The sequence below is a fragment of the Rhizobium leguminosarum genome (genome assembly GCF_001679785.1).
GTDB classification, from domain to species: Bacteria; Pseudomonadota; Alphaproteobacteria; order Rhizobiales; family Rhizobiaceae; genus Rhizobium; species Rhizobium leguminosarum_R.
The window spans coordinates 1,006,381-1,027,960 of sequence record NZ_CP016287.1 but is presented as its reverse complement, the minus strand read 5'-3'; the positions used below and the strand labels follow the sequence as shown (position 1 = coordinate 1,027,960).

23 protein-coding genes are annotated in these 21,580 nt (G+C 61.7%); 20 read left to right on the top strand and 3 right to left on the bottom strand.

The window, feature by feature from the left end; genetic code table 11:
- Nucleotides 1-6 precede the first annotated feature (6 nt).
- From BA011_RS29295 to BA011_RS29280, 4 genes are read left to right on the top strand one after another with little or no spacing between them, the layout of a single operon-like run.
- Nucleotides 7-771 (top strand): DeoR/GlpR family DNA-binding transcription regulator, encoded by a 765-nt coding sequence (locus BA011_RS29295; RefSeq protein ID WP_065283410.1) that lies wholly within the window; start codon nt 7-9, stop codon nt 769-771.
- Complete coding sequence (locus BA011_RS29290; protein ID WP_065283409.1) at nt 764-2,050, top strand: Zn-dependent hydrolase; 1,287 nt, start codon at nt 764-766, stop codon at nt 2,048-2,050. Before BA011_RS29295 ends, BA011_RS29290 begins: the two co-directional genes overlap by 8 nt.
- A gap of 12 nt (nt 2,051-2,062) precedes the next feature.
- Nucleotides 2,063-3,031, top strand: coding sequence for a phosphotransferase (locus tag BA011_RS29285; RefSeq protein WP_065283408.1), 969 nt, complete (start codon nt 2,063-2,065; stop codon nt 3,029-3,031).
- An 11-nt stretch (nt 3,032-3,042) separates the two neighbouring features.
- Nucleotides 3,043-3,981, top strand: a complete 939-nt coding sequence (locus BA011_RS29280) for a choline/ethanolamine kinase family protein (protein ID WP_065283407.1) — start codon at nt 3,043-3,045, stop codon at nt 3,979-3,981.
- A gap of 113 nt (nt 3,982-4,094) precedes the next feature.
- Here the strand turns inward: BA011_RS29280 and BA011_RS29275 are convergent, their stop codons facing one another.
- Complete coding sequence (locus BA011_RS29275) at nt 4,095-5,003, bottom strand: LysR family transcriptional regulator (RefSeq protein ID WP_065283406.1); 909 nt, start codon at nt 5,001-5,003, stop codon at nt 4,095-4,097.
- A 251-nt stretch (nt 5,004-5,254) separates the two neighbouring features.
- Between BA011_RS29275 and BA011_RS29270 the strand changes: the two genes are divergently transcribed.
- The 5 genes from BA011_RS29270 to BA011_RS29250 are packed head-to-tail and all read left to right on the top strand — an operon-like array spanning nt 5,255 to nt 9,511.
- The gene (locus BA011_RS29270) at nt 5,255-6,031 is read left to right on the top strand and encodes a 5-oxoprolinase subunit PxpA (RefSeq protein ID WP_065283405.1); all 777 of its coding nucleotides are present in this window, start codon (nt 5,255-5,257) and stop codon (nt 6,029-6,031) included.
- A gap of 19 nt (nt 6,032-6,050) precedes the next feature.
- Nucleotides 6,051-6,293, top strand: coding sequence for an acetyl-CoA carboxylase (locus BA011_RS29265; protein WP_065283404.1), 243 nt, complete (start codon nt 6,051-6,053; stop codon nt 6,291-6,293).
- Nucleotides 6,290-7,675, top strand: coding sequence for an acetyl-CoA carboxylase biotin carboxylase subunit (locus BA011_RS29260; RefSeq protein WP_065283403.1), 1,386 nt, complete (start codon nt 6,290-6,292; stop codon nt 7,673-7,675). Before BA011_RS29265 ends, BA011_RS29260 begins: the two co-directional genes overlap by 4 nt.
- Nucleotides 7,675-8,550: a 5-oxoprolinase subunit B family protein gene (locus BA011_RS29255; RefSeq protein WP_065283402.1), complete on the top strand. Its 876-nt coding sequence runs from the start codon at nt 7,675-7,677 to the stop codon at nt 8,548-8,550. The genes BA011_RS29260 and BA011_RS29255 overlap by 1 nt, the downstream gene beginning before the upstream one ends.
- A complete protein-coding gene (locus tag BA011_RS29250; RefSeq protein WP_065283401.1) occupies nt 8,540-9,511 on the top strand; it encodes a biotin-dependent carboxyltransferase family protein in 972 nt (323 codons plus the stop codon). The genes BA011_RS29255 and BA011_RS29250 overlap by 11 nt, the downstream gene beginning before the upstream one ends.
- Nucleotides 9,512-9,533: 22 nt before the next feature.
- Here BA011_RS29250 and BA011_RS29245 read toward each other — a convergent pair whose 3' ends face one another.
- Nucleotides 9,534-10,553 carry a GntR family transcriptional regulator gene (locus BA011_RS29245; RefSeq protein WP_003550283.1) on the bottom strand — a complete coding sequence of 340 codons (1,020 nt, stop codon included), beginning with the start codon at nt 10,551-10,553 and terminating at the stop codon, nt 9,534-9,536.
- A gap of 167 nt (nt 10,554-10,720) precedes the next feature.
- Nucleotides 10,721-10,843 (bottom strand): hypothetical protein, encoded by a 123-nt coding sequence (locus tag BA011_RS46145; RefSeq protein ID WP_257785320.1) that lies wholly within the window; start codon nt 10,841-10,843, stop codon nt 10,721-10,723.
- A gap of 264 nt (nt 10,844-11,107) precedes the next feature.
- Between BA011_RS46145 and BA011_RS29240 the strand changes: the two genes are divergently transcribed.
- The 11 genes from BA011_RS29240 (at nt 11,108) to BA011_RS29190 (ending at nt 21,580) form a co-directional block, all read left to right on the top strand.
- Nucleotides 11,108-12,196: an ABC transporter ATP-binding protein gene (locus BA011_RS29240; protein WP_186806577.1), complete on the top strand. Its 1,089-nt coding sequence runs from the start codon at nt 11,108-11,110 to the stop codon at nt 12,194-12,196.
- A gap of 37 nt (nt 12,197-12,233) precedes the next feature.
- Entirely contained in the window at nt 12,234-13,133 is a 900-nt protein-coding gene (locus BA011_RS29235; protein ID WP_065283399.1) for an ABC transporter permease, read from the top strand.
- A gap of 1 nt (nt 13,134) precedes the next feature.
- Nucleotides 13,135-13,980 (top strand): ABC transporter permease, encoded by an 846-nt coding sequence (locus BA011_RS29230; protein ID WP_065283398.1) that lies wholly within the window; start codon nt 13,135-13,137, stop codon nt 13,978-13,980.
- Nucleotides 13,980-14,717 carry an SDR family NAD(P)-dependent oxidoreductase gene (locus BA011_RS29225; RefSeq protein ID WP_065283397.1) on the top strand — a complete coding sequence of 246 codons (738 nt, stop codon included), beginning with the start codon at nt 13,980-13,982 and terminating at the stop codon, nt 14,715-14,717. The genes BA011_RS29230 and BA011_RS29225 overlap by 1 nt, the downstream gene beginning before the upstream one ends.
- A gap of 13 nt (nt 14,718-14,730) precedes the next feature.
- Nucleotides 14,731-15,504 (top strand): SDR family NAD(P)-dependent oxidoreductase, encoded by a 774-nt coding sequence (locus BA011_RS29220; protein ID WP_065283396.1) that lies wholly within the window; start codon nt 14,731-14,733, stop codon nt 15,502-15,504.
- A gap of 100 nt (nt 15,505-15,604) precedes the next feature.
- Nucleotides 15,605-16,840 (top strand): ABC transporter substrate-binding protein, encoded by a 1,236-nt coding sequence (locus BA011_RS29215; protein ID WP_065283395.1) that lies wholly within the window; start codon nt 15,605-15,607, stop codon nt 16,838-16,840.
- A gap of 106 nt (nt 16,841-16,946) precedes the next feature.
- Nucleotides 16,947-18,056: an ABC transporter ATP-binding protein gene (locus tag BA011_RS29210; protein WP_065283567.1), complete on the top strand. Its 1,110-nt coding sequence runs from the start codon at nt 16,947-16,949 to the stop codon at nt 18,054-18,056.
- Between the two features lie 53 nt (nt 18,057-18,109).
- The gene (locus BA011_RS29205) at nt 18,110-18,991 is read left to right on the top strand and encodes a polysaccharide deacetylase family protein (RefSeq protein WP_065283394.1); all 882 of its coding nucleotides are present in this window, start codon (nt 18,110-18,112) and stop codon (nt 18,989-18,991) included.
- A 12-nt stretch (nt 18,992-19,003) separates the two neighbouring features.
- Complete coding sequence (locus BA011_RS29200; protein WP_029875725.1) at nt 19,004-19,336, top strand: hypothetical protein; 333 nt, start codon at nt 19,004-19,006, stop codon at nt 19,334-19,336.
- The gene (locus BA011_RS29195) at nt 19,329-20,369 is read left to right on the top strand and encodes a CobW family GTP-binding protein (protein ID WP_065283393.1); all 1,041 of its coding nucleotides are present in this window, start codon (nt 19,329-19,331) and stop codon (nt 20,367-20,369) included. Before BA011_RS29200 ends, BA011_RS29195 begins: the two co-directional genes overlap by 8 nt.
- Nucleotides 20,366-21,580 carry an ABC transporter substrate-binding protein gene (locus BA011_RS29190; RefSeq protein WP_065283392.1) on the top strand — a complete coding sequence of 405 codons (1,215 nt, stop codon included), beginning with the start codon at nt 20,366-20,368 and terminating at the stop codon, nt 21,578-21,580. The genes BA011_RS29195 and BA011_RS29190 overlap by 4 nt, the downstream gene beginning before the upstream one ends.

Below are 21,580 nucleotides of genomic sequence, written 5' to 3'. Positions count from 1 at the left end.
AACAGCATGACCGATCATCCTCAGGCTCGTCTGCAACACATTCTCGAAGAGCTGGCCAAGCATGGCCGGGTCACGGTCAAGGAACTGGCGACGGAATTTTCCGTCAGCCCGGAAACCGTGCGCCGCGACCTGAAGCAGCTGGAGATGGAAGGGCACCTGCGTTGCATTTATGGCGGCGGCGTGACGCCGCGTCGGGATGCCGATCAGCCGATCTCGCAACGCATGCGCGTCAATGCCCGTGAAAAGGCAAAAATCGCAACCCTCGCTGCCAGGGAGCTGCGCGACCATACCAAGATCTTCCTCGACAGCGGCACGACGATGCTGGCGCTGTCGCGCTATCTTGTCGATCGGCCGCTGATCAATATCTACACCAACTCGCTGGATATCATCCAGACCTTGTCGGGGGTGGAATCCAATAACGTGGTCGCGGTCGGCGGCGTTCTGCGGCCGAGCTACCGGGCGTTTCTCGGCACCGATACGCTCAACGTGATCCGCGAACATCTCTTCGATATCGCCTTCGTCAGCGCGGTGACGGTCGATGTCAATCTCGGTTTCATGGACCTCGGCGAGGACGAGGCTCTGGTGCGACGGGCGTTGCGCCGCCATGCCAAGCACGTCGTGATGCTCGCCGACAGCAGCAAGTTCGGCCGCCAGGGTAATTTCTGCACCTATAATTTTCGTGACGTTGATCTGCTCATCACTGATGCGCCTCCGCGGGCAGATTTTCTTGAAAAGCTTGAGGAGGCGCAAGTGAAGGTGATTTATGCTTGAAATCCGCAGTGAACCTGCATCCCTGCCTGAGGTCGATGCCGAAGCCCTGCACCGGATGATGGAGGAAGTCTCCGTCTTTGGCGGCGGGCCGGGTGGTGCGATGACGCGGCTGACCTTATCACGGGAAGACAAGGCGGCACGCGATTGGCTGGCGAACTGGCTGAAGAATTCGGGCCTGCGCCTGGAGATCGACCCGATGGGCAATATGTACGGTTTTCTCGACTGGGCAGGGCCGGATGCGCCTCTGGTCATGAGCGGGTCGCACCTGGACAGCCAGCCGAACGGCGGCCGTTTCGATGGCGCCTATGGCGTGATTTCCGCCTGCGCGGCGATCGACGCCATACGCAAGCATGTGGCCACAGCTGGGGTCACGCCGAAAGTCAATTTCTGCATCGTCAACTGGACCAACGAGGAGGGCGCCCGCTTCCAGCCGAGCCTTCTCGGCAGCGGCGTCAATGCCGGCGAACTGACACTCGATTTCGCGCTCTCCCGCAAGGATGGCGACGGCATTTCTGTCAGGCAAGCGCTTGACGATATCGGTTATGCTGGCCCCGTTATCCCCGTTATCCCCGATGCCCTGATCGAGCTGCATATCGAGGGTTCCGCTGAGCTGGAAAAGAAAGGCATGCGCTTTGCCGTCTTCAACCGTTTCTGGGGCAACGTCAAATACCGGCTCGCCTTCATCGGCCGCCAGGCGCATACCGGCCCGACGCCGATGGACGAGCGCCATGACGCGCTCCTGGCCGCAGCTTACCTGATCGCCGAGTTGAAGGGTTTTGCCGACCAAGCCGGGATCGACCTGCACACCTCCTGCGGTCGTCTCGAGGTCTATCCGAATTCCCCGAACGTCGTGCCCGGCGAGGCGGTGATGTTCATCGAACTGCGCTCCGCCAAGCCAGATGTGCTTGCCCGGGCGGAAGCACAGCTCAACGAGAAAGCTGACCTCTGCGCCAAGAAAGCGGATGTCGGCTTCGAGGTCCGCTCGATCGACCGCCGCCGCGCCGGGAACATGGATGAAGGGCTGGTCGCCCTGGCCCAGGATACCGCGGCCGAATTCGGCCTCGAAACCTTGTTGCTCGACACCATCGGCGGACATGACGCGGTCAGCATGACGGCCGTTTCCCCGGCAGTCGTCATCGCCGTGCCGAGCGTCGGCGGCGTCATCCACCACCCGACGGAATTCACCAAGCCGGAAGACCGGTTGCTGGGCGCGGAAATCCTCAGCGCCATGCTGTGGAAATTCTGTCTTAACGGCAACATCCTGAAAACCATGGACTGAAGGATTGGGAGCATGAAGGCACTCGGGCAAGCATCCACAGTGGATGAGAAGGCGGCGGAAGCGGCCATCCGGGCCGTTCCGGGCTGGGCAAACACCGATATGCGTTACGCGCCGGGCATTGCGGGCGTCGCCTCGCCGACGCACCGCGCCGTCGACAGCCAGAACTGGCTCGTTGCCAGGGGAGATGCGCCCGCCACCTATTTCCTGAAAATTCTCCATACGGATCAGTCGGATTTCATCGATCTGGAGAGGTCCGTTAGCGCCGCGCGTCAGGCTTCAACCCTGGGCCTGACGCCGGCGCCCCTTTGGCACAGCCCGGAAATGTCGGCGGTCGTTTTCGACCGCCTGCCGGAAGCCTGGCATACCGCCAGAATGGACGACCTGCGCAAGCGCAATGTTCTGGAAAGTGTCATCGCCGCCAAGAGCATCCTGCATGGCAGCAGGCCGCTTGGCGAAACGTGGACGGTGTTCGACCGCATCCGCGTCGTCGAGAAGGCGCTTGCCGATGCAGGCATCGCAGAGGTTGCCGCAGACGGATGGTGGATGCGCGAATGCGTCGGAGATATCGAAGCGGCGATCATCGCCACCGGCTTCGATGAAAAACCAGCCCATGCCGACGGCCTTGCCTCCAACATCATGATCGCGCCGGATGGTAGAGTGCAACTGGTCGATTTCGACGAGGCCCGCAATGTCGATCCGTTCTACGACATCGGCATCCTGCTCAACGAGGCCTTCCAGTTCGACAGCGAAATGCAGCCGGCGCTCGAAATCTTCGAGGGACAATTTCGCCAGACGTCGCTCAACCGCTGCCGCCTTTACGCCATTGCTGACGATCTCTTCTGGGGCATGTGGGGCATGTTGATGGACAGGGTTTCGCCGCGTGGCGGTATCGAATTCCTGAAATATGCGCAATGGCGCCTGTTGCGCTGCCGGATGGCGCTTCGCAATCCGCGTTTCGAATTCATGCTCCGCACACTCTGAGAGATCAAGCCATGGAAAAACGATTGGGAGAAGCGACAACCGAAGCGGAAGCGGAAATCGAATCCCTGCTGCGCGCAATTGAGCCATGGTCGGGGCGCGAACTCCATTACGGTCCGGTGCATGGCGGTATCAGCAATTCGAACTGGCGTGTCAGGGTCGCTGGCGAACAGGGCCGTTTCTTCGTCAAGGTTCCGGGCCGCGGCACCGAGATGTTCATCGACCGCAATGCGGCGCTGGACGCCAGCCGCCGGGCACAGGACCTCGGCATCGGCCCGAAGATTTACGAATATCTCGCTGACAGGGGTGTCGAGATCGCCGATTACATCGAAGGCCGGCGTGCCTGCACCAACCGCGATTTCCAGGATCCGACGGTGCGCAAAGCCGTCGTCGGGCTCTACCGCACCTTCAACGATTCAGGCAGACTGCCGCTGACCAAGACGATTTTCGACATGATCGACGAACACATCGAGCAAGTGCGCGAACTGAACGGTGCCTTCCCGATCGATTTTGCCTGGCTTTACAAGCAATATCGGCTGGCACGCGCGGCTCTCGAGGCCTCCGGCATCGATCTCGTTGCCTGTTTCAACGATCCCATGGCGGGCAATTTCATGGTCGCCGACGACAAGTCGCTGATGCTCATCGACTACGAATATGCCTCCAATAACGACCGTTGCTACGATATCGGCATCTGGTGCGGCGAGATGTTCTTCTCCGATGCGGTGGAGGCAGAAGTCATAGAGGAATATTTCGGCCGCTTCGATCCGCGAATGAAGGCCCGTCTTGCCGTGCACCGAGCGCTTGCCGATGTGAAATGGTCGACTTGGGCCATGGTCCAGAATGTCGTCTCGGCGCTCGATTTTGATTTCTACAAATATGGCGCCTGGAAACACATGCGCGCTCGCGCGGCTATGCAGGATCCGCGCTGGGTTGAGTATCTCAAGGCGGTTTGATCCGGTGGATTTTTCAGATGATCGGCCGAATTTGCAGAGCATTTCTTAGGCGCGCGACAATCGCATGAGCATGCCGGCAGCCGCTCGTAACATGCCGAGGCTCGAAGACGAATTCATGAATTGGTGCCCGGCAGGGCGAACGCCTGCTGAAAATATCGGCGAAAGGCATGCATGGCCGGAGTGAAGTCGGTGTTGGCGCGCCAGGCGAGGCCGACATCCATCGGTGGCACCGGATCCTCGATGTTGATCGTCTCGATCCGCCGGCCTTCCAACGACCAGGGGCGGTGCACCATATCGGACAGGATCGCTACGCCGAGGTTGTTGGCGACCATGGAGCGTACCGCCTCGATCGACGAGGTACGAAGCATTACGCGTGGTTGATAGGGCGTCGTGCTCCAGTACTTCAATGACGAATAGGCCGCCTCGTCCACCGTCAGCATGATGTAGGGCTCCTCGGCGATATCCCGCAGGCCGACGGCCGCATGCTTCAGCAGCGGATGCTGCGCGGACACCCAGAGCCTGCGGACGGAACGCAAAAGCGTCTCCGTGGTAAGTGCGCTATTCAGGATATTCGAGGTCAGCAGTACCGAAATGTCGTAACGATTGACCAGTAGGCCTTCCTCGATGGACTCGCGATTCAACTCGTAAAGCTGGATGCGCAGCTTGGGATAGAGCCGGCGCATGCGCTCGATGTGGAGCGGCAGAAAGTAGCCGATAACGGTGTAAGTCGCCGCAACGGTCAGATCGCCCTCGATGTCGCTGCTGACATAGTTCAGATGCGTTGCCTCATCGACCTTGGCGAGGATCTCGTAGGCGTAGGAAAGAAACTGCCGGCCGGCGGCGGTCAGTTCCATGCCCTGCGGCATGCGGGTAAACAGTGCGACGCCGATTGATTTTTCCAGCTCCTTGATTGCGGTCGTCACTGCCGATTGCGAGATCGACAGTTGTGCAGCCGCATAGGAAATCTGCCCCTGCTCGGCAGTTGCGACGAAATAGCGGAGTTGGCGGAAGCTGAGGCTCATGGTTCCGTATTTCCCATCAAATTATCTGAAGTCAGCGTCAATAAATTCGATTGGCTGCATATGATTTATGCGCGAGCCTCGCGCATTCGAAACGAAACTTAATTAAGTCATTGGAAAAAAACATAAAGTTCTTGCCTTCGATTTGAGCGTAGGTATCTTTTTTCTTGATAATGATGCCGTAAAAAATGAATTTTTCAAATCCTGTTTTGTCGCGTAGCGTTTTCGTCAGATGACAATGGCGGGAAGACAGTTTGAAGAACATCGTCGACATCAACTGCGATATGGGCGAGTCCTTCGGACGCTGGCGGATCGGCGATACGCAGGATTCGTTGCTGATCTCCCACATCAGCTCGGCCAATATCGCCACAGGCTTCCATGCCGGCGACCCGAACCTCATCGACGAGACCGTGGCACTTGCCGCCGCCCATGGGGTCGGGGTCGGCGCCCATCCTGGCTATAATGACCTTCAGGGCTTCGGCCGCCGCAAGATTGTCGGCAACAGCAAAGAGCTGGTCAACGACATCATCTATCAGGTGGGGGCGCTCCGCGAGTTCGCCCGCCGTCACAGCGTGCCGGTGCAGCACGTGAAGCCGCATGGCGCGCTCTACATGGAGATGGCGGTCAATTCGGATTTCGCACAGATCTTCGTCCAGTATCTGCGCACCGTCTCGCCCAACGCCTTTGTCTTCTGCATGGGCGGCTCGGCGACGCACCGGGCAGCGCTTGATGCCGGACAGCCTGTCGTGCGCGAGTTCTACGCAGACCGTGACTACGACGACAGCGGCTCGATCGTCTTTACCCGCGATGCCGGCCGCCCGGATCCGATGGTGCTGGCGCAGAAAGTGCTGCGCGCCTGCCAGGAAGGCAAGGTCCGCACGGTCACGGGCAACGATATCGACATCGAATTTGAATCCATCTGCTTTCATTCCGATACGCTCGGCGCGCTCGATATCGTTCTCAGCATGCGCGAGCTTCTGATCGGTGCGGGAATCCGGATCGCGCCGGTGTCGCAGATCCTTGGCCAATAGATTTTGCGGAGACCGACCAATGAGCAAGATTGAAATCCGTTCGCCCCTGCCGGGCACCTTCTACCGGGCTTCGGCGCCGGATGCTCCGCCCTTCAAGGCAGACGGTGATGACGTCACCGAGGCCGAGACGATCGGCGTGATCGAGGTGATGAAGACATTCCAGGAAGTTCCGGCCGGTGTTACCGGCAAGACGATCACCTTCCTCGTCGACAATGAGGAGCCTGTCATGGCCGGGCAGGTCATTGCGGAGGTCGAAGCATGACGATCGGCTCGGTGCTCGTCGCCAATCGCGGGGAGATCGCCGTTCGCGTCATCAAGGCGGCGAAGGCGCTCGGCATCCGCACCGTACAGGTGTACAGCGCAGCAGACGCAGACATGTTGGCGGTGCGGCTCGCCGATGAGGCGGTGAACATCGGCCCGCCGGCGCCGAAGAAATCCTATCTCGACATCGAGGCGGTGATCGCCGCCGCCAAGGCGGCCGGTGTCAATGCCGTGCATCCGGGCTACGGCTTTCTGTCCGAAAACGGCGAGTTTGCTGATGCGGTGCGCGACGCCGGCATGATTTTCATCGGTCCTTCCGGCGATGCGATCCGCACGCTCGGCGACAAGGTGGCGGCGCGGCAGGTGGCAAAACGCGCGGGCGTGCCGACGGTGCCCGGCAGCGACGGGCGTGTCGCCGGGCTCGACGACGCGCGGTTGCTCGCAGGCGAGATCGGTTTTCCCGTGATGATCAAGGCCGCGGCCGGCGGCGGCGGACGCGGCATCCGGATCGTCGACAGCATCGCCGAGCTCGAGCAGCAGTTTCCGCTGGCTTCGGCCGAGGCGCTGGCCGCGTTCGGCAACGGCGGACTTTATCTGGAAAAGGTCATCGCCCGCGCCCGGCACGTCGAGGTGCAGATCTTCGGCGACGGACAGAATTTCGTGCATTTCTTCGAACGCGAATGCTCGCTGCAGCGGCGGCGCCAGAAGGTATGGGAAGAGGCGCCCGCCTTTCTGCTGCCTGCCGACATACGCGAACGGCTTTGCATGAGTGCCGTGGCGCTCGCGCGCGAGGTCGGCTATTGCGGCGCCGGCACGGTCGAGTATCTCTACGACGACGAAACGGGCGACTTTTACTTCATCGAAGTCAACACCCGCATCCAGGTCGAACATCCTGTTACCGAGATGATCACCGGCTTCGACCTGGTCCAGGAGATGTTCAAGGTCGCGGGCGGCGCAGTCCTTTCAGTCGCCCAGCGAGACATTGCGGCCAGCGGCCATGCGATCGAGTGCCGCATCAATGCCGAGGATCCGTTCAAGGCCTTCCAGCCGTCGCCGGGTACGATCACGTCGCTGTCCGTCCCGAAAGGCGAGGGCATCCGGTTCGATACGATGCTCTACGAGGGCTACACGATCCCGCCTTTCTACGATTCCCTGCTCGGCAAGCTGATCGTGCACGCAGAGACACGCGAAGCCTGCCTTGAAAAGCTCGCCGCAGCGCTCGCGGCACTCACCATCGAAGGCGTGCCGACGACAGTGCCGCTGCATCTGGCACTCGCCCGCGTCGCAAACGTCGCCAATGGCACTTTCCATACCCGCTTTCTCGAACAATGGCTGGAGCACGATTTTCCCGCTCTGGCCGGCCGGACCCAGGAGGTTGCCTGATGCCTGCGCGATATACGTTCGGAGGTGACGAACACCTCTTCGTCGAATGCAGCAGCGAGATGTCGCTCGAGGCCTTCTTCAAGAGCCTGTCCATGGCGACAGCGGTCCGCGAAAGCCGGATCAAGGGCATCACCGAGATCTGCCCGGCCAATGCCTCCTTCCAGGTGAAGTTCAATCCCGATCTCATCAAGCCTGACGACATTCTGCGGGAGGTCCAGGCGATCGAGGGCGTTGCGGAAAGATCCGAGCCGGTTTTGAAGACCCGCATCATCGAGATCCCGGTCTTCTACAATGATCCATGGACGCACGAGACGCTGATGCGCTTTCGCGAGCGGCATCAGGAACCTGGTGGAACCGACCTCGATTATGCCGCGCGGATCAACGGCTACGGCGGCGTCGAGGATTTCGTCGCCGCGCATGCCGGTTCCCCCTGGTTCGTGTCGATGGTCGGTTTCGTGGCCGGGCTGCCTTTCATGTACCAGATGGTCGAGCGACAGCGGCAGATCGAAGTGCCGAAATATTTGAGACCTCGCACCGATACGCCCAAACTGACGGTCGGCCATGGCGGCTGCTTCGGCTGCATCTATTCGGTGCGCGGCGCCGGCGGCTACCAGATGTTCGGCGTCACGCCGATGCCGATCTTCGACCCGACGCAGCAAACAAGTTACCTGCGCGATTTCATGGTGTTCTTCCGTCCTGGCGATATCGTCAAGTTCAAACCGGTCGATCGCGACGGTTACGACACCGCAGTCGAAGAGGTCGACAAGAGGCTCTTCAGCCCGCCGATCCGCGAGGTCCGGTTCGACCTTCGCGAATTCAGCGAGGATATCGACGGTTACAACGCCGCGCTGGAGGGTATTCTCCATGGCCATTAAGGTGCTGCACCCCGGACTGTCGACCAGCGTCCAGGATCTCGGCCGTCCGGGCTATTTCCACCTCGGCATCCCGATCGGCGGCGCCATGGACCGCTACGCCATGCGCGCCGCCAATCTGCTCGTCGGCAACGACGAAGGGGCGGCGGGTCTGGAGGCGGTCTTCATGGGACCGAAGCTCGAATTCACCGAGGATGCTCTGGTGTCTGTCGCCGGCGCCGACATGCCGGCCAAGGTCGATGGTGTGGCGCAGCCCGGCTGGACGGCTTTCAAAATCAAGGCCGGCCAGGTGCTGAGCTTCGACTTCCTGAAATCCGGCGCGCGCATTCTGATCGCGGTCTCGGGCGGTATCGATGTGCCGGAAGCACTCGGCAGTCGCTCAACCTATCCGATCGGTGCGCTCGGCGGCTTCAAGGGCAGGGCACTGGCGGCCGGTGACGAACTGCCGGTCGGAAAGGCCGACTTTGCCAAAGAAGGAAAAACCGTCGCCGAAGAGCTGCGGCGCAAGCCCCGAACCCCGGCAGAGCTGCGCGTGCTGCCGGGGCTCTACTGGGACCGGCTGACGGATGCCGCCAAGACGAGCTTCTTCGCCGACGAGTGGAAGGTGGCGCCTGAGGCCGACCGCATGGGTTACCGCTTCCGCGGCGGGCGCAGGCTCGAATTCCTGGACCGCAAGCAGCCCTTCGGCGCCGGTTCGGATCCGTCGAACATCGTCGACAGCTGCTATCCCTACGGCTCGATCCAGGTACCGGGCGGGACGGAGCCGATCATCCTCCACCGCGACGCCGTCTCCGGCGGCGGCTATTTCATGGTCGGCACGGTGATCTCGGCGGACATGGACCTCATCGGCCAGTTGCAGCCGCATACGCCGGCGCGCTTTGTCGAGGTGACGATGGACGAAGCGCTGAAGGCGAGGGCCGATCGAGCAGCACTGCTCGACCGCCTGCGCCAAAGCCTGTCGTGAGGTGATGATGATGGCTGGTCGATCACTCGACGTGCGTCAGGTAATCGGCAGTCACGCTGGGGCCAGGGATGATGGCAACGATCTTCATCTGGGCGATCATGCGCTTCATCGAGGCGTCGAGATGGGTCTCCAGCATCGCGGCGGCCGCGTCGACGGCGCCGCGCATCAAAAGCTCGACGATCAGCCGCATCTCGGTGATTGCGGTCGGATCATCAGGCAGGCCGAGATGACGCAGCAGCCGCTCGGCAGCGTTGACGGGCAACAGATTGTTGCGGATCAGTTCCCGCGTCTTTTCGTTTGCCGTCGTCAGCACGCAGATATCGATCATCTGCTCCTGAAGTTCCTCGAGCTTTTCGAGGTGGTCGACTGGCTGCGAAGCTTCGAGGCCGGCCAGGCGGGTGAAGAGCTCGGTCAGGCGTTCGCGGTCGACGGCGGCAGCGCCGGCCTTGAGCGCCGCGGGCTCCAGCATGCGTCGAAGCGTGAAGTGATCCTTGATCGTCTGGGCTGTCAACGGGCCGGCGATCCAGTGGGAACTCTGATTCTTGCGGACGAGGCCGCGTTCCTGCAACCGGCTGAGGACGTCGCGCACCACCGTGCGGCTGACCTTGAAATGATTGGCGAGTTCGATCTCGATGATGCGGTACTGGCCAAAGACGACACAGCCGGCCACGTCGCGTTCGACCGTGTTGTAGATGCGCGCCCAGGACGAACGGCTCTGCAACGCCTCGTCGGCATGCTGGGCGATGACGAGGCCAAAGGACTTGATGTCCGTACGGTTCGGCGTGAGACCCGCGTCCTGAGGGCCGACCAGGAAGCCACGTCCCTGGAAACGGTGGACGAGGCCATCGGCCTCCAGACGGAGGAGGGCGCGCTGCACCGGCGCGCGCGAGGTTTGGAGAATATCGGCGATCGGCCCCTCGAGCAGGACCAGACCCAGCGGCAACTGTCCACCGACGATATTGTCGCGCAGGATATGCTCGGCAATCTCGTACCGACGCTGGGCCGTCTGTGCTGGGAGATTGCGTATCATTGGGCGGGGCATCCTCCATCCAATCGCGGATGGCAACAAAATCGGAATTCTCTTTAGTGTATTTTGCAGTTCTGGACCATGTCAAAATAAATGTCTTTTGCATACCACAATTGCATCTTGCGTAGCATCGCGTGCAGCGGGATTTCCAGCTTGTCTAGGCCATTTTGCCCAACAGATGGTCAGACGGGTCCGGATAGCTTTGCGTCGAGCGCGCAGATGATGCAGAAATGCCCGCTTCCTGCCAGAAACAGGGCGAAAAGCGGCACATAGCCGTCAGGAATGCCCGCATTGCGTTTTTTCAAAATCTCTGCACCACGACCGCGGCATTGTGACTTGTGTGCCCTGCACAAATGTCGGCCGCTTCATGAAAAAGCCTATTGAATACAAAAATCATTTATGTCATCAATTCTGCATAGGGATGCCGCTAGAAGCATTCCAAGGGTGAACGGCAAAAAACGTCAGACTGCCGATCGATCTTCGCCGTGTGCCTTGCCGCCCACGAACGGTTTCGGCTGCCGTTTCGCAAGGCGCGCGGCGGCATAGGAGCGATCCGTGGCTGGTGCAAAATGGAGAGGCTCTTGTCTTCGGTTCTCAAGCTCGCAGGTGTCACCAAGGCTTATGGTACGCTGAACGCGCTCGACGGCATCGACCTGTCGCTGCCGAACGACAGCTACGTTTCGCTTCTGGGGCCGAGCGGATCGGGAAAGACGACGCTGCTGCGCGTCATCGCCGGTTTCGAGCAGCCGGACCTCGGCACGGTGATCTTCAAGAGCCAGCGTATCGAGACGGTACCGCCGCACCGGCGCGACATCGGTTTCGTCTTCCAGAATTTTGCACTTTTTCCGCATCTGTCGGTCTCCAGGAACATCGCTTTCGGGCTGGAAAACCGTGTCGAGAACTCCGTGACCGATCCTGATATCGTGCAGGCCAGGGTCAAGGACATGATTGCGCTCGTCGGCCTATCGGGCCTGGAGGATCGCGGCGTCGGGCAGATCTCGGGCGGTCAGCGGCAGCGCGTGGCGTTGGCGCGCACGCTGGTGACGGAACCGTCGCTGGTGCTGCTCGACGAGCCGCTTGGCGCGCTCGACGCCAATCTTCGCGCCCGCATGCGCAGCGAGCTCAGGCTGATCCGTGAGCGCTGCGGCGTCACCTTCCTGCACGTCACCGGCAGCGAGAGCGAGGCGCTTGCCATGGGCGACATGGTGCTGGTACTCGACAGTGGCCGGATCGCGCAGGCGGCAGACGCCGACACGATCTACAACCGGCCAAACTCGCTGTCGGTCGCGGGCTTCCTCAACTGCTACAATCTTTTCGAAGGCCGGCTCGCCGGGGAGAGCTTCCTCGGCGCCTATGGTGCTTTCCCGCTCGGCGACCAAATGCAGTTCCGCGACGACCGCACCGGCTACGCGATCCGCTACGACCGGGTTGCGATCCGCCCGGCCGAAGCGCCTATCGCCGACGACGAGGTGAAGCTCGAGGCGACCTTCGTCGCCGACGAATATTCGGGCGCCGCGATAAACTCCTTCTTCTCGCTCGATGACGGCCGCGTCGTCGAAGTGGAATCTCATTTGAGCCAAAGCCTGCCGCCCGCCTGTACGCCGCAGTCGCGTTACGCACTCGTCTGGAAGCGCCGGGATGCCCTGGTTTACGCCTGATACTCTTACCGCGCAGCGCGGGACGGGAGATTGATTGATGTTGATAAGTGCCACAACAGCCGAGACCGAAACCGCCGTGGAACCGGTCAAGAAGGCATCCGGCAAGACGCTCTGGCTGTTGGCGCCGGGCGTCATCTGGATGCTGCTTTTCCTGGTAACGCCGATCCTGATGATGATCTACGTGTCCTTCTGGACCCAGACGACATTTAAGATCACACCTGATCTGACCATCAAGAGCTGGGTGACCTTCTTCACCACTGACACCTATCTCAGCGCTCTTTGGACGACGATTAGGATCTGGTTGATCGTGCTTGTCTCCACGCTGGTCGTCGGCTATCCGGCGGCCCTCTATGTCGGCCTCTTCGTCAAGAACAAGACGATCCAGACGGCACTTCTCGTCCTCTGCGTCATCCCGTTCTGGACCTCTTTCCTGATCCGCGTGCTCGCCTGGCGGCCGATGCTGGGCAAGGAGGGGACGATCAATCTCATCCTGCAAGGTCTCGGCATCATCCATCAGCCGATCGAGGTGCTGCTGTTCTCCGAACTCTCGGTCATCATCGGCATGACACAGATCTATTGCGTCTTCATGGTCGGGCCGATCGCCTTCATGATGGGCCGCATCGACCAGAGCATCATCGAAGCAGCGCAGGATCTCGGTGCGGGCTTCTGGCGCATCTTTCGCACCATCATCCTGCCGCTCACCATGCCGGGCGTGGTGGTCGGCGCGATCTTCGTCTCCGTCATGGTGCTTGGTGAATTCGCAACTGCCGCCGCGCTCTCCGGTCGCAAGGTGAACCTTCTCGGCAATATCATCGTCACGCAGGTCGGATCGCTGAAATGGGCCTTCGCCGCTGTCGTCGGCGTCGTGCTTACCTTGCTCATGGGCATTGTCGTCGCAGCACTCCTGCGCGTCGTCGATCTCAGGAAGGAGCTCTGACATGCAGGCAGGCGGCATCAAGCTTTCACTCGGCGTCTACACCGCGCTCTTCCTGATCTTCCTTTACGCACCGATGGTGGTGCTCGCCATTCTGTCTTTCCAGACAGGGCCGGAAGGCGGACCGCAGTTTCCGATCATCGAATGGTCGACCTACTGGTACAAGCATCTCTTCGGCCTGACTCCGCCGTCGCGCATCGCGCCGCTGCCGATCAACGAAGCCCTGGTCCGCTCGCTGATGCTCTCGGTGATGACGATGATCGTTTCCACCGTGCTCGGCGTCACCTCGGCGCAGGCCTTCCGTCGCCGGTTCCCTGGCTCGGGCGTCGTCTTCTACCTGATCGTTCTCGGCATGATGGTTCCCGGCGTTCTGGTCGGTCTCGGCATGGCGCTCGTCGCCAATGCGCTCGGCATCGACCGGCACTGGTGGGGAACGGCCTTCGTGCTGCACGTTGTCTACACTTACCCCTTCGCCTTTCTCGTCATGCTGGCGATCCTCAACCGCTTCGACCAGAGTGTCGAGGAGGCGTCGTGGTCACTCGGCGTGTCGCCGGCGCGCACCTTCCGCAGGGTGACGTTCCCGCTGATCTTTCCGGGCGTGCTCTCGGCCATGCTCTTTGCCTTCACGCTGTCCTACGACGAATTCTCGCGCACCCTGTTTGCATCCGGCCGCGACCTGACGCTGCCGCTTGCCATTTACGGGACCTTCTCAGTGGAAGTGCATCCGAACGTCTTCGCCTTCGGGGTGCTGACGACGATCTTCTCCTTCGCGCTGCTCGGCGTCTACGCCATCCTGATGATGCTTTCCATCAGGCGCGCCAAGCGCGTCGCGATTCAGGAGGAGGCGTAATGCCGATGCCTTCAGCCATCGTCACGGGCGCCGGTTCCGGCATCGGTCGGGCAATCGCCATCCGGCTGTCGCAGGACGGCTATGCCATCCTCGTCAACGATCTCCACCTCGACCGGGCGCAGACGGTTGCCGAGGAGATTGCAGCGGCTGGCGGCAAGGCCGTTGCGATTGCCGGCGACGTTTCTTCCGAGACGGATACGGCGAACGTCTACGAGGTCGCAGTTTCGGCCTTCGGCCACCCGCAGCTGCTCGTCAACTGTGCCGGCATCGTCCATCAGGCGCTGTTTGAAAACCTTGAGGTTGCCGATTTCGATCGGATGTTCGCGATCCATGTGCGCGGTACCTTTCTGATGACCAAGCTGGCTTTGCCATCGATGCTCGCCGCCGGCGATGGGGTCATCGTCAACGTCGCCTCGCAGCTCGGCCAGATCGGCGGCATCGAACTCGTCCATTATGCTGGCGCCAAGGCGGCGATCATCGGCATGACGAAATCGCTCGCCCGCGAGGTCTCGAACCGCGGCGTGCGCGTCAATGCCGTCGCTCCGGGGCCGATCAACACGCCACTGGTGCGCGAACTCTCGCAGGAATGGCGCGTCCGCAAGGCCGCCGAACTGCCGCTCGGCCGTTTCGGCGAGCCGGAAGAGGTTGCCGCCACCGTTTCGTTTCTCGCATCGCCCGCCGCCAGCCTGTTCGTCGGCCAGACGCTTGGCCCGAACTCCGGCGACGTCATGCTCTAGTCAGGAAAACAGAATGACCAAAATCTCTTCGACACCCCGCATCGTACTGATCACCGGCGCCGGCATCGGTATCGGCAAGGCGACCGCCAAGGCGTTCGCCGCGCTCGGCGACCATGTGATCGTCACGGATGTCCTGAAGGTCGAGGGGCGCGCCGCCGTGGCGGAGATCGAGGATGCGGGCGGCTCGGCCGAATTCATCGCGCTTGACGTCCGCTCGACGTCGGCCGTCGATGCCCTCGTCGCCGACGTGGAGAAACGTTACGGCCGCCTCGACGTGATCATCGCCAATGCCGGTATCGCCCATAAGGCGCCGCTCGACGTGCTCGACGACGACAAGTGGGAGCTGACCTTCGATATCGATCTCAAGGGTATCTTCCGCGTGGTCCGTGCCGCCGTACCCGGCATGAAGGCGCGCAAATCAGGCGCGGTGGTGGCGCTTTCCTCGATCATGGGTGTCGCCTACGGCTGGGACGAGCACGTGCATTATTCCGCAGCCAAGGCCGGCGTCGTCGGCCTCGTGCGCGGCCTGGCGGTCGAACTTGCCCGCGACGGCATCCGCGTCAACGGCATGGCGCCTGGCTACATCCGCACCGCACAGCTTCTGTCGGCAGAAAATTCGCTGGGACCGAAGGGTGCGGAAGCGGCAAGCGCCTTCATCCCAATGGGGCGGCTCGGCGAACCGGAGGACATTGCCGACGTGATCGTCTTCCTGGCGTCGAACAGCGCAAGATACATGACCGGCCAGACGCTGGTCGTGGATGGGGGGCTCCTCGTGGGCCGATACTGACGGCGGGCGCGTCAGGAGATCCCGTCCTGACGCCGAGGCCGGACGAGAACGATGGGTGGTCATGAAGGCCATCCCGGGGAACAAAAACCGGAGAACGACAATGACAATTTCGATGGACATGAATCGACGTTCACTGCTGAAGCGATCCGCAGGCGCGATGGCGCTTGCCATCGGCGGCGGCACGCATTTCCTTTCTTCGCGGGCGGCCTATGCGCAGGCCGCCAGCCTCGCCGGCGAGCAGCTGCGCACGATCGGCCTTTCGGTCACCGTGCAGGAACGCATCCTGGCCGACTTCAAGGCGGCAAGCGGCGTCGGCACGACATCCGGCACGGCGGCGACCTTCCCGGATGCGCAGACCCGGATCCTCTCCGGTTCGAAGGATTATGACGTCTGGGAAACGATCGGCGAGCGACTTCCCTCTGTCGTCATGACCGACAATGCCGACCCGATCGAAACCGCGGGCCTGAAGAGCTGGTCGAATATCCGCGAGATATTTACCAAGCCCGATCCGAAGTTCGACCCCAAGGCGCAGATCGTCGGTCAGATCTGGACGGACGAGACACAGACGGCGCTCTGGATGGTGCCTTCGGTCTTCAACTTCGATTCGGTCGGCTACAATCCGGAGGTGCTCTCCGACGAGGAAGCCAACAGCTGGACGGCGATCTTCGACAGCAAGTACAAGGGCAAGTCCGGCCTCAATACCGACCCGTTGACGGCTTTCGGCCAGGCGGCCATGGCGATGAACACGCTCGGCCTCTCCAACGTCAAGAACCCCGGTAATCCGACTGCCGCAGAAATCGACGAAGCCGCGAAGTTCCTGATCTCGAAGAAGAAGGAAGGCCAGTTCCGTGCGCTCTGGGGCGATTTCGGCGAACTCGTCAACTTCCTGGCATCCGGCGAAATCGTCGTCTGCGACGCCTGGCAGCCGGCGGTCATGGCCGTCAAGGCGCAGGGAAAGCCCTGCAAATACGCCATCCCGAAGGAAGGTTACCGCGCCTGGTCGATCGGCAACACCATGCTGAAGGGCACGCCCAACAAGGAAGCCGTCGTCGCCTATGCGGATTACTGGCTGTCGGGGGAACCAGGCATCACGGTGTCCGAGCAGGGCTATTATTCGCCGACCACCAACATCAAGGAGAAGATGGCGCCGGAGAAATATGCCTTCTGGTACGAAGGCAAGCCATGGGTCGGTGCCGCTGAGCGCGGCATCAAGGAGGGCGATCTGCGCGACGGCGGTTCGCTCGAAACCCGCGCGGCAAACGTCGCCTACTGGCACCAGTGGCCGGATGAATACGACCACCTCATCCAGAAGTGGGACGAATTCCTCAGCGCCTGACGCGTTACTCCCAGCGCCGGGCATCCCATTTGAGATGCGGTGAGGGCGCCAACTGGCAGGCGGCTCCGGTCGCCTGTCCTTCCACCTGCAACCCGGAATGACCGACATGATACATGACCTCGAACTCTACCAGATCGGCAAGGTCTACGATAACGGAACGCCGGCCGTGATCGATTTCAACCTCACCGTCGACAAGGGCGAGTTCATCGCGTTTCTCGGTCCGTCCGGCTGCGGCAAGACGACGACGCTGCGGATGATCGCCGGCTTCGAGAGCATCTCCTCCGGCAATCTGATGGTCAGGGGCGAACGGATCAACGATATCGGCCCGGCGCAGCGGCCGACCTCGATGATCTTCCAGAATTATGCACTCTTCCCGCACATGACGGTGCGCAACAATATCGGCTACGGCCTCGACGTTAAGCGCATGGAGAAGGCCCAGCGCAACGCAAAGATCGACCGAATTCTCGAAAAGCTCGGTCTCGAGGATGTTGCCGACAAGCGCTGCGACAAGCTTTCCGGCGGCCAGCGACAGCGCATCGCGCTTGCGCGTGGCCTCGTGGTCGAGCCTGATATTCTGCTGCTCGACGAACCACTCGGCGCCCTGGACGCCAACCTGCGCAAGACGATCCAGAGCGAGTTGAAACTGCTGCAACGCGAGCTCGGCGTGACGTTCGTTTTCGTGACCCACGCCCAGTCCGAGGCGCTGGCGCTTTCCGATCGGATCGTCGTGATGAACCAGGGTCGGATCGAACAGATCAGCCCGCCGCATCAGCTCTACACGCGGCCGAATACGCCTTTCGTCGCGCAGTTCATCGGCCGCAACACAATCTTCAAGGGTGCAGTCAAGGGCCACGAAAAGGGACATGTCATGGTCGACACGCCACTTGGCCTTCTCGCCGGCGATGCCAATGGCGCGGTCGCAGACGGAGATGCGGTGAGCGTCGTGATCCCTGCCGAAGCAGTCGAGGTGCATGCGCTCGACGGGGGCGGCCGCGACGCGATCGCGGAGGCCTCCAGCGGCAATGTCATCGACGCCAGGATCCACCGCTTCGACGTCGTCGGGCATATCTCGCATCTTTCGGTCGCCCTGCCGGACGGACGTATGCTGGCGCTCGAAGCCCATGTCGACAAGTATCCGCCCCGTGCGTTTCCAGTCGATGCGCCGGTCGCGCTCGCCTTCAAGCCCGAAAACGCCACCGTCATTCCCGCCCACTGAAAAGCCGGCCGATCAAAGCCGGACCAACGAGAACATCACAAGGAGACCCCGCAATGGCAAAAGAAATCTTCTGCAGCTTCGGCATCGACGTGGACGCCGTTGCCGGCTGGCTCGGCTCGTATGGCGGCGAAGATTCGCCGGACGATATCTCGCGCGGCCTGTTTTCCGGCGAAGTCGGCAGCCCACGGCTGTTGAAGCTATTCGAGCGCTTCGGCATCAAGACCACCTGGTTCATCCCCGGCCACTCGATCGAGACGTTCCCGGAGCAGATGCAGGCCGTCGCCGATGCCGGCCACGAGATCGGCATCCATGGCTACACTCATGAAAATCCGATCGCCATGACGCGCGAGCAGGAGACCGAGGTGCTCGACAAGTGCATCGATCTCGTCACCAAGCTCTCGGGCAAGCGGCCGACGGGCTATGTGGCGCCCTGGTGGGAATTCTCCAACGTCACCAATGAGCTGCTGCTCGAGCGTGGCATCAAATACGACCATTCGCTCATGCACAACGACTTCACGCCGTACTATGTCCGCGTCGGCGACAGTTGGACCAAGATCGACTATTCGAAGAAGCCGTCGGACTGGATGGTACCGCTGAAGCGTGGTCGCGAGACCGACCTCATCGAGATCCCGGCGTCCTGGTATCTCGACGACCTGCCGCCGATGATGTTCATCAAGAAGGCCCCCAACAGCCACGGCTTCGTCAACCCGCACGACATCGAGCAGATGTGGCGCGACCAGTTCGACTGGGTCTATCGCGAAATGGATTACGCCGTCTTCCCGATCACGATCCACCCTGATGTCGCCGGCCGGCCGCAGGTACTGATGATGCTGGAGCGTCTCTACGCCCACATGATCAAGCATCCCGGCGTCAAGTTCGTGACGATGAACGAGATCGTCGACGACTTCGCCAAACGCTTCCCGCGCAAGAAGTAAGAGGCAAAGCCGATGTGTTCGCTCTGCGGCATTCTGGGTGGCAACGAGCACTGGGCCGACGCGGTCGCGCGGCCTGGGGTCTATACCCGCTCCGCCGAGCGGATCGACCGCCGGCGCGAGCGCGCCCGCCGTGTTGCGATCGCCAACTGCATTCTCGACGCCTTCGGTCTCTCCATCTCCGACTGGCAGGGATCCTCCTTCCTGCTGTCGACCCGGACCGGAAAGACCGAGATCATCGAAGATCTCGGACATCTTTGGCCGGCGGCCGAGCGGCTTGCGGGCCGGCCGCTCGATCCGCTGGCCGAGCCGCTTCTCGACCGGCTGGAGGCGAACCGTCATGGCTGATGCGTTTCCGGCCTTCACGCCCGTCACGTTGCTGACCGGTTTTCTCGGGTCCGGCAAGACGACGCTGTTGCGCCGGCTGCTGACCGATCCGGCGCTCTCGAACGCCGCTGTGCTGATCAACGAATTCGGCGAGGTCGGCCTCGACCATCACCTGCTCGAGCGCATCGACGAAAACATGGTGCTTTTACAGTCCGGTTGCCTTTGCTGCACGGTGCGGGGCGAACTGGCCGATGCGATCCGCGATCTGCATTCGAAGCGCGAGCGTGGCATCGTCCCGCCCTTCGACAGGATCATCATCGAGAGCACCGGGCTTGCCGATCCTTTTCCCGTTCTTTCCACGTTGAAGGCCGATCCGGTTCTGCGGCATCATTTCCGGTCCTCGGGCGTGATTGCCACGGTCGATACAGTCAATGCGGGGAGGCAGCTTGCCGCCTATCGCGAACCGATGCGGCAGGTGGCGGTGGCCGACCTTTTGGTGCTGACCAAGGCCGATATTGCCGAGACCGGCCAGGTCGCGCGGGTTACGGCGATGATCCGGCAGATCAATCCGGATGCGCCGATTGTCCTTTCGTCGGACGATGTCGTCAGTCTGATGGAGGACATGACAACCGGCCGCGCCGAGGCAATGCAGTCGCCGGGCGGCTTCTATTGCGACGACCCGGGGCCGGTTCTTGCCAGCGAACATTCCGGTGGCATCCGGTCCTTCGTGCTGGTCAGCGAAGGCAGGGTCGACTGGACGGCCTTCGGGATCTGGCTGACCATGCTGCTCAACCGGCACGGCGATCGCATCCTTCGGGTCAAGGGCATTCTCAACATCGAAGGCGAAGACTTTCCCGTGGCGATCCACGGGGTGCAGCATCTGGTCCATACGCCCGTTCATATGCAATCCTGGCCCGGCGGGGACAGGCGTTCCCGCATCGTCTTCATCGTCGACGGCATCGCGCCCGCGGCGATCGAGCGATCATTTGACGCCTTCAATGGGCTCGGCGTGGCAAAAGTCGCGCCGAAGCGGATCGAGGAGTTGCAGCCATGAGAAAAATGCCGACGTCGAAGAGCTTTCCGACGCCCGCCCTTCATACAGAGGGCCGGATCAAGCTGCGCATCCTCGGCACGGCGATTTCGCTTCTCGAGGAACTTCGGCTCGGTGCCGAGAGCGATCTCGGCATGGATATCGAATTCGACAATCAGGACTTCATGACCGCCCAGCACAAGGCGGCGCTGGAGCCGATGACCTACGACATCTACGACCAGTGCTTCCACAACCTCGATATCGTCTGGTACTGGCGCGCTGTGCAGCCGATCGACATCGAGCGGATCACGCTTTGGGACGAGATCACCGATCTGACGAAAACGGGCCGCATTGGGCCGAATGCGCGGATCGGGCAGGGCGATGCGCCGGTGACCAAGCTTTTCGTGCAACCGAACCTGGCGCTTGCCGAAACGCCGTCGCGGCGCATCTCGATGCTGCCGACGACGCATAATTTCGACAGCTTCGCCTACCGGACGGATGCGGCCAATTCCAACCAGATGACTTCTTGGGCGGCACTGCTCGACCCGCGCTGGCACGGGCGAGCAGCCCTCGTCAATGAGCCGGCGATCGGCATCTTCGACGCAGCACTTGCGGCGCAGTCGGCCGGACTGATGACCTTCAACAATCTCGGCAACATGAGCATCGAGGAAATCGATCGGTTGCTGGACATCCTGGAAGAGCGCAAGAAAGCCGGCTTCTTCCGCGGCTTCTGGCGTTCGGCCGAGGACGCGGCGAACCTGATGACGAAGAGCGACACGCAGATCCAGTCGATGTGGTCACTCGGCATCAGCAAGCTGAACCTGCGCGGCTTTCCCGTCGAGCTTGCCAATCCCGCCGAGGGCTATCGCGCCTGGCATGGCGGGCTCTGCCTGTCGAAACGACTCTCCGGCCGGATGCTCGACGCGGCCTACGATTATCTCAACTGGTGGATCTCCGGCTGGCCCGGCGCGGTGGTGGCCCGGCAGGGTTATTACATGTCGACGCCGACACGCTCGCGGCCGCACATGACGCCGGCCGAATGGGACTATTGGTACGAAGGCCTGCCGGCCGCGACCGACCTGCCAGGCCCCGACGGCCTCCTCCGCGTCAAGACGGGTGCGCTGCGTAGCGGCGGCTCCTACTGGCAGCGCGCCAACTCGATCGCCGTCTGGAACACGACCATGGACGAACACAATTATTTGGTGCGCCGCTGGATGCAGTTCGTGGCGGCGTGA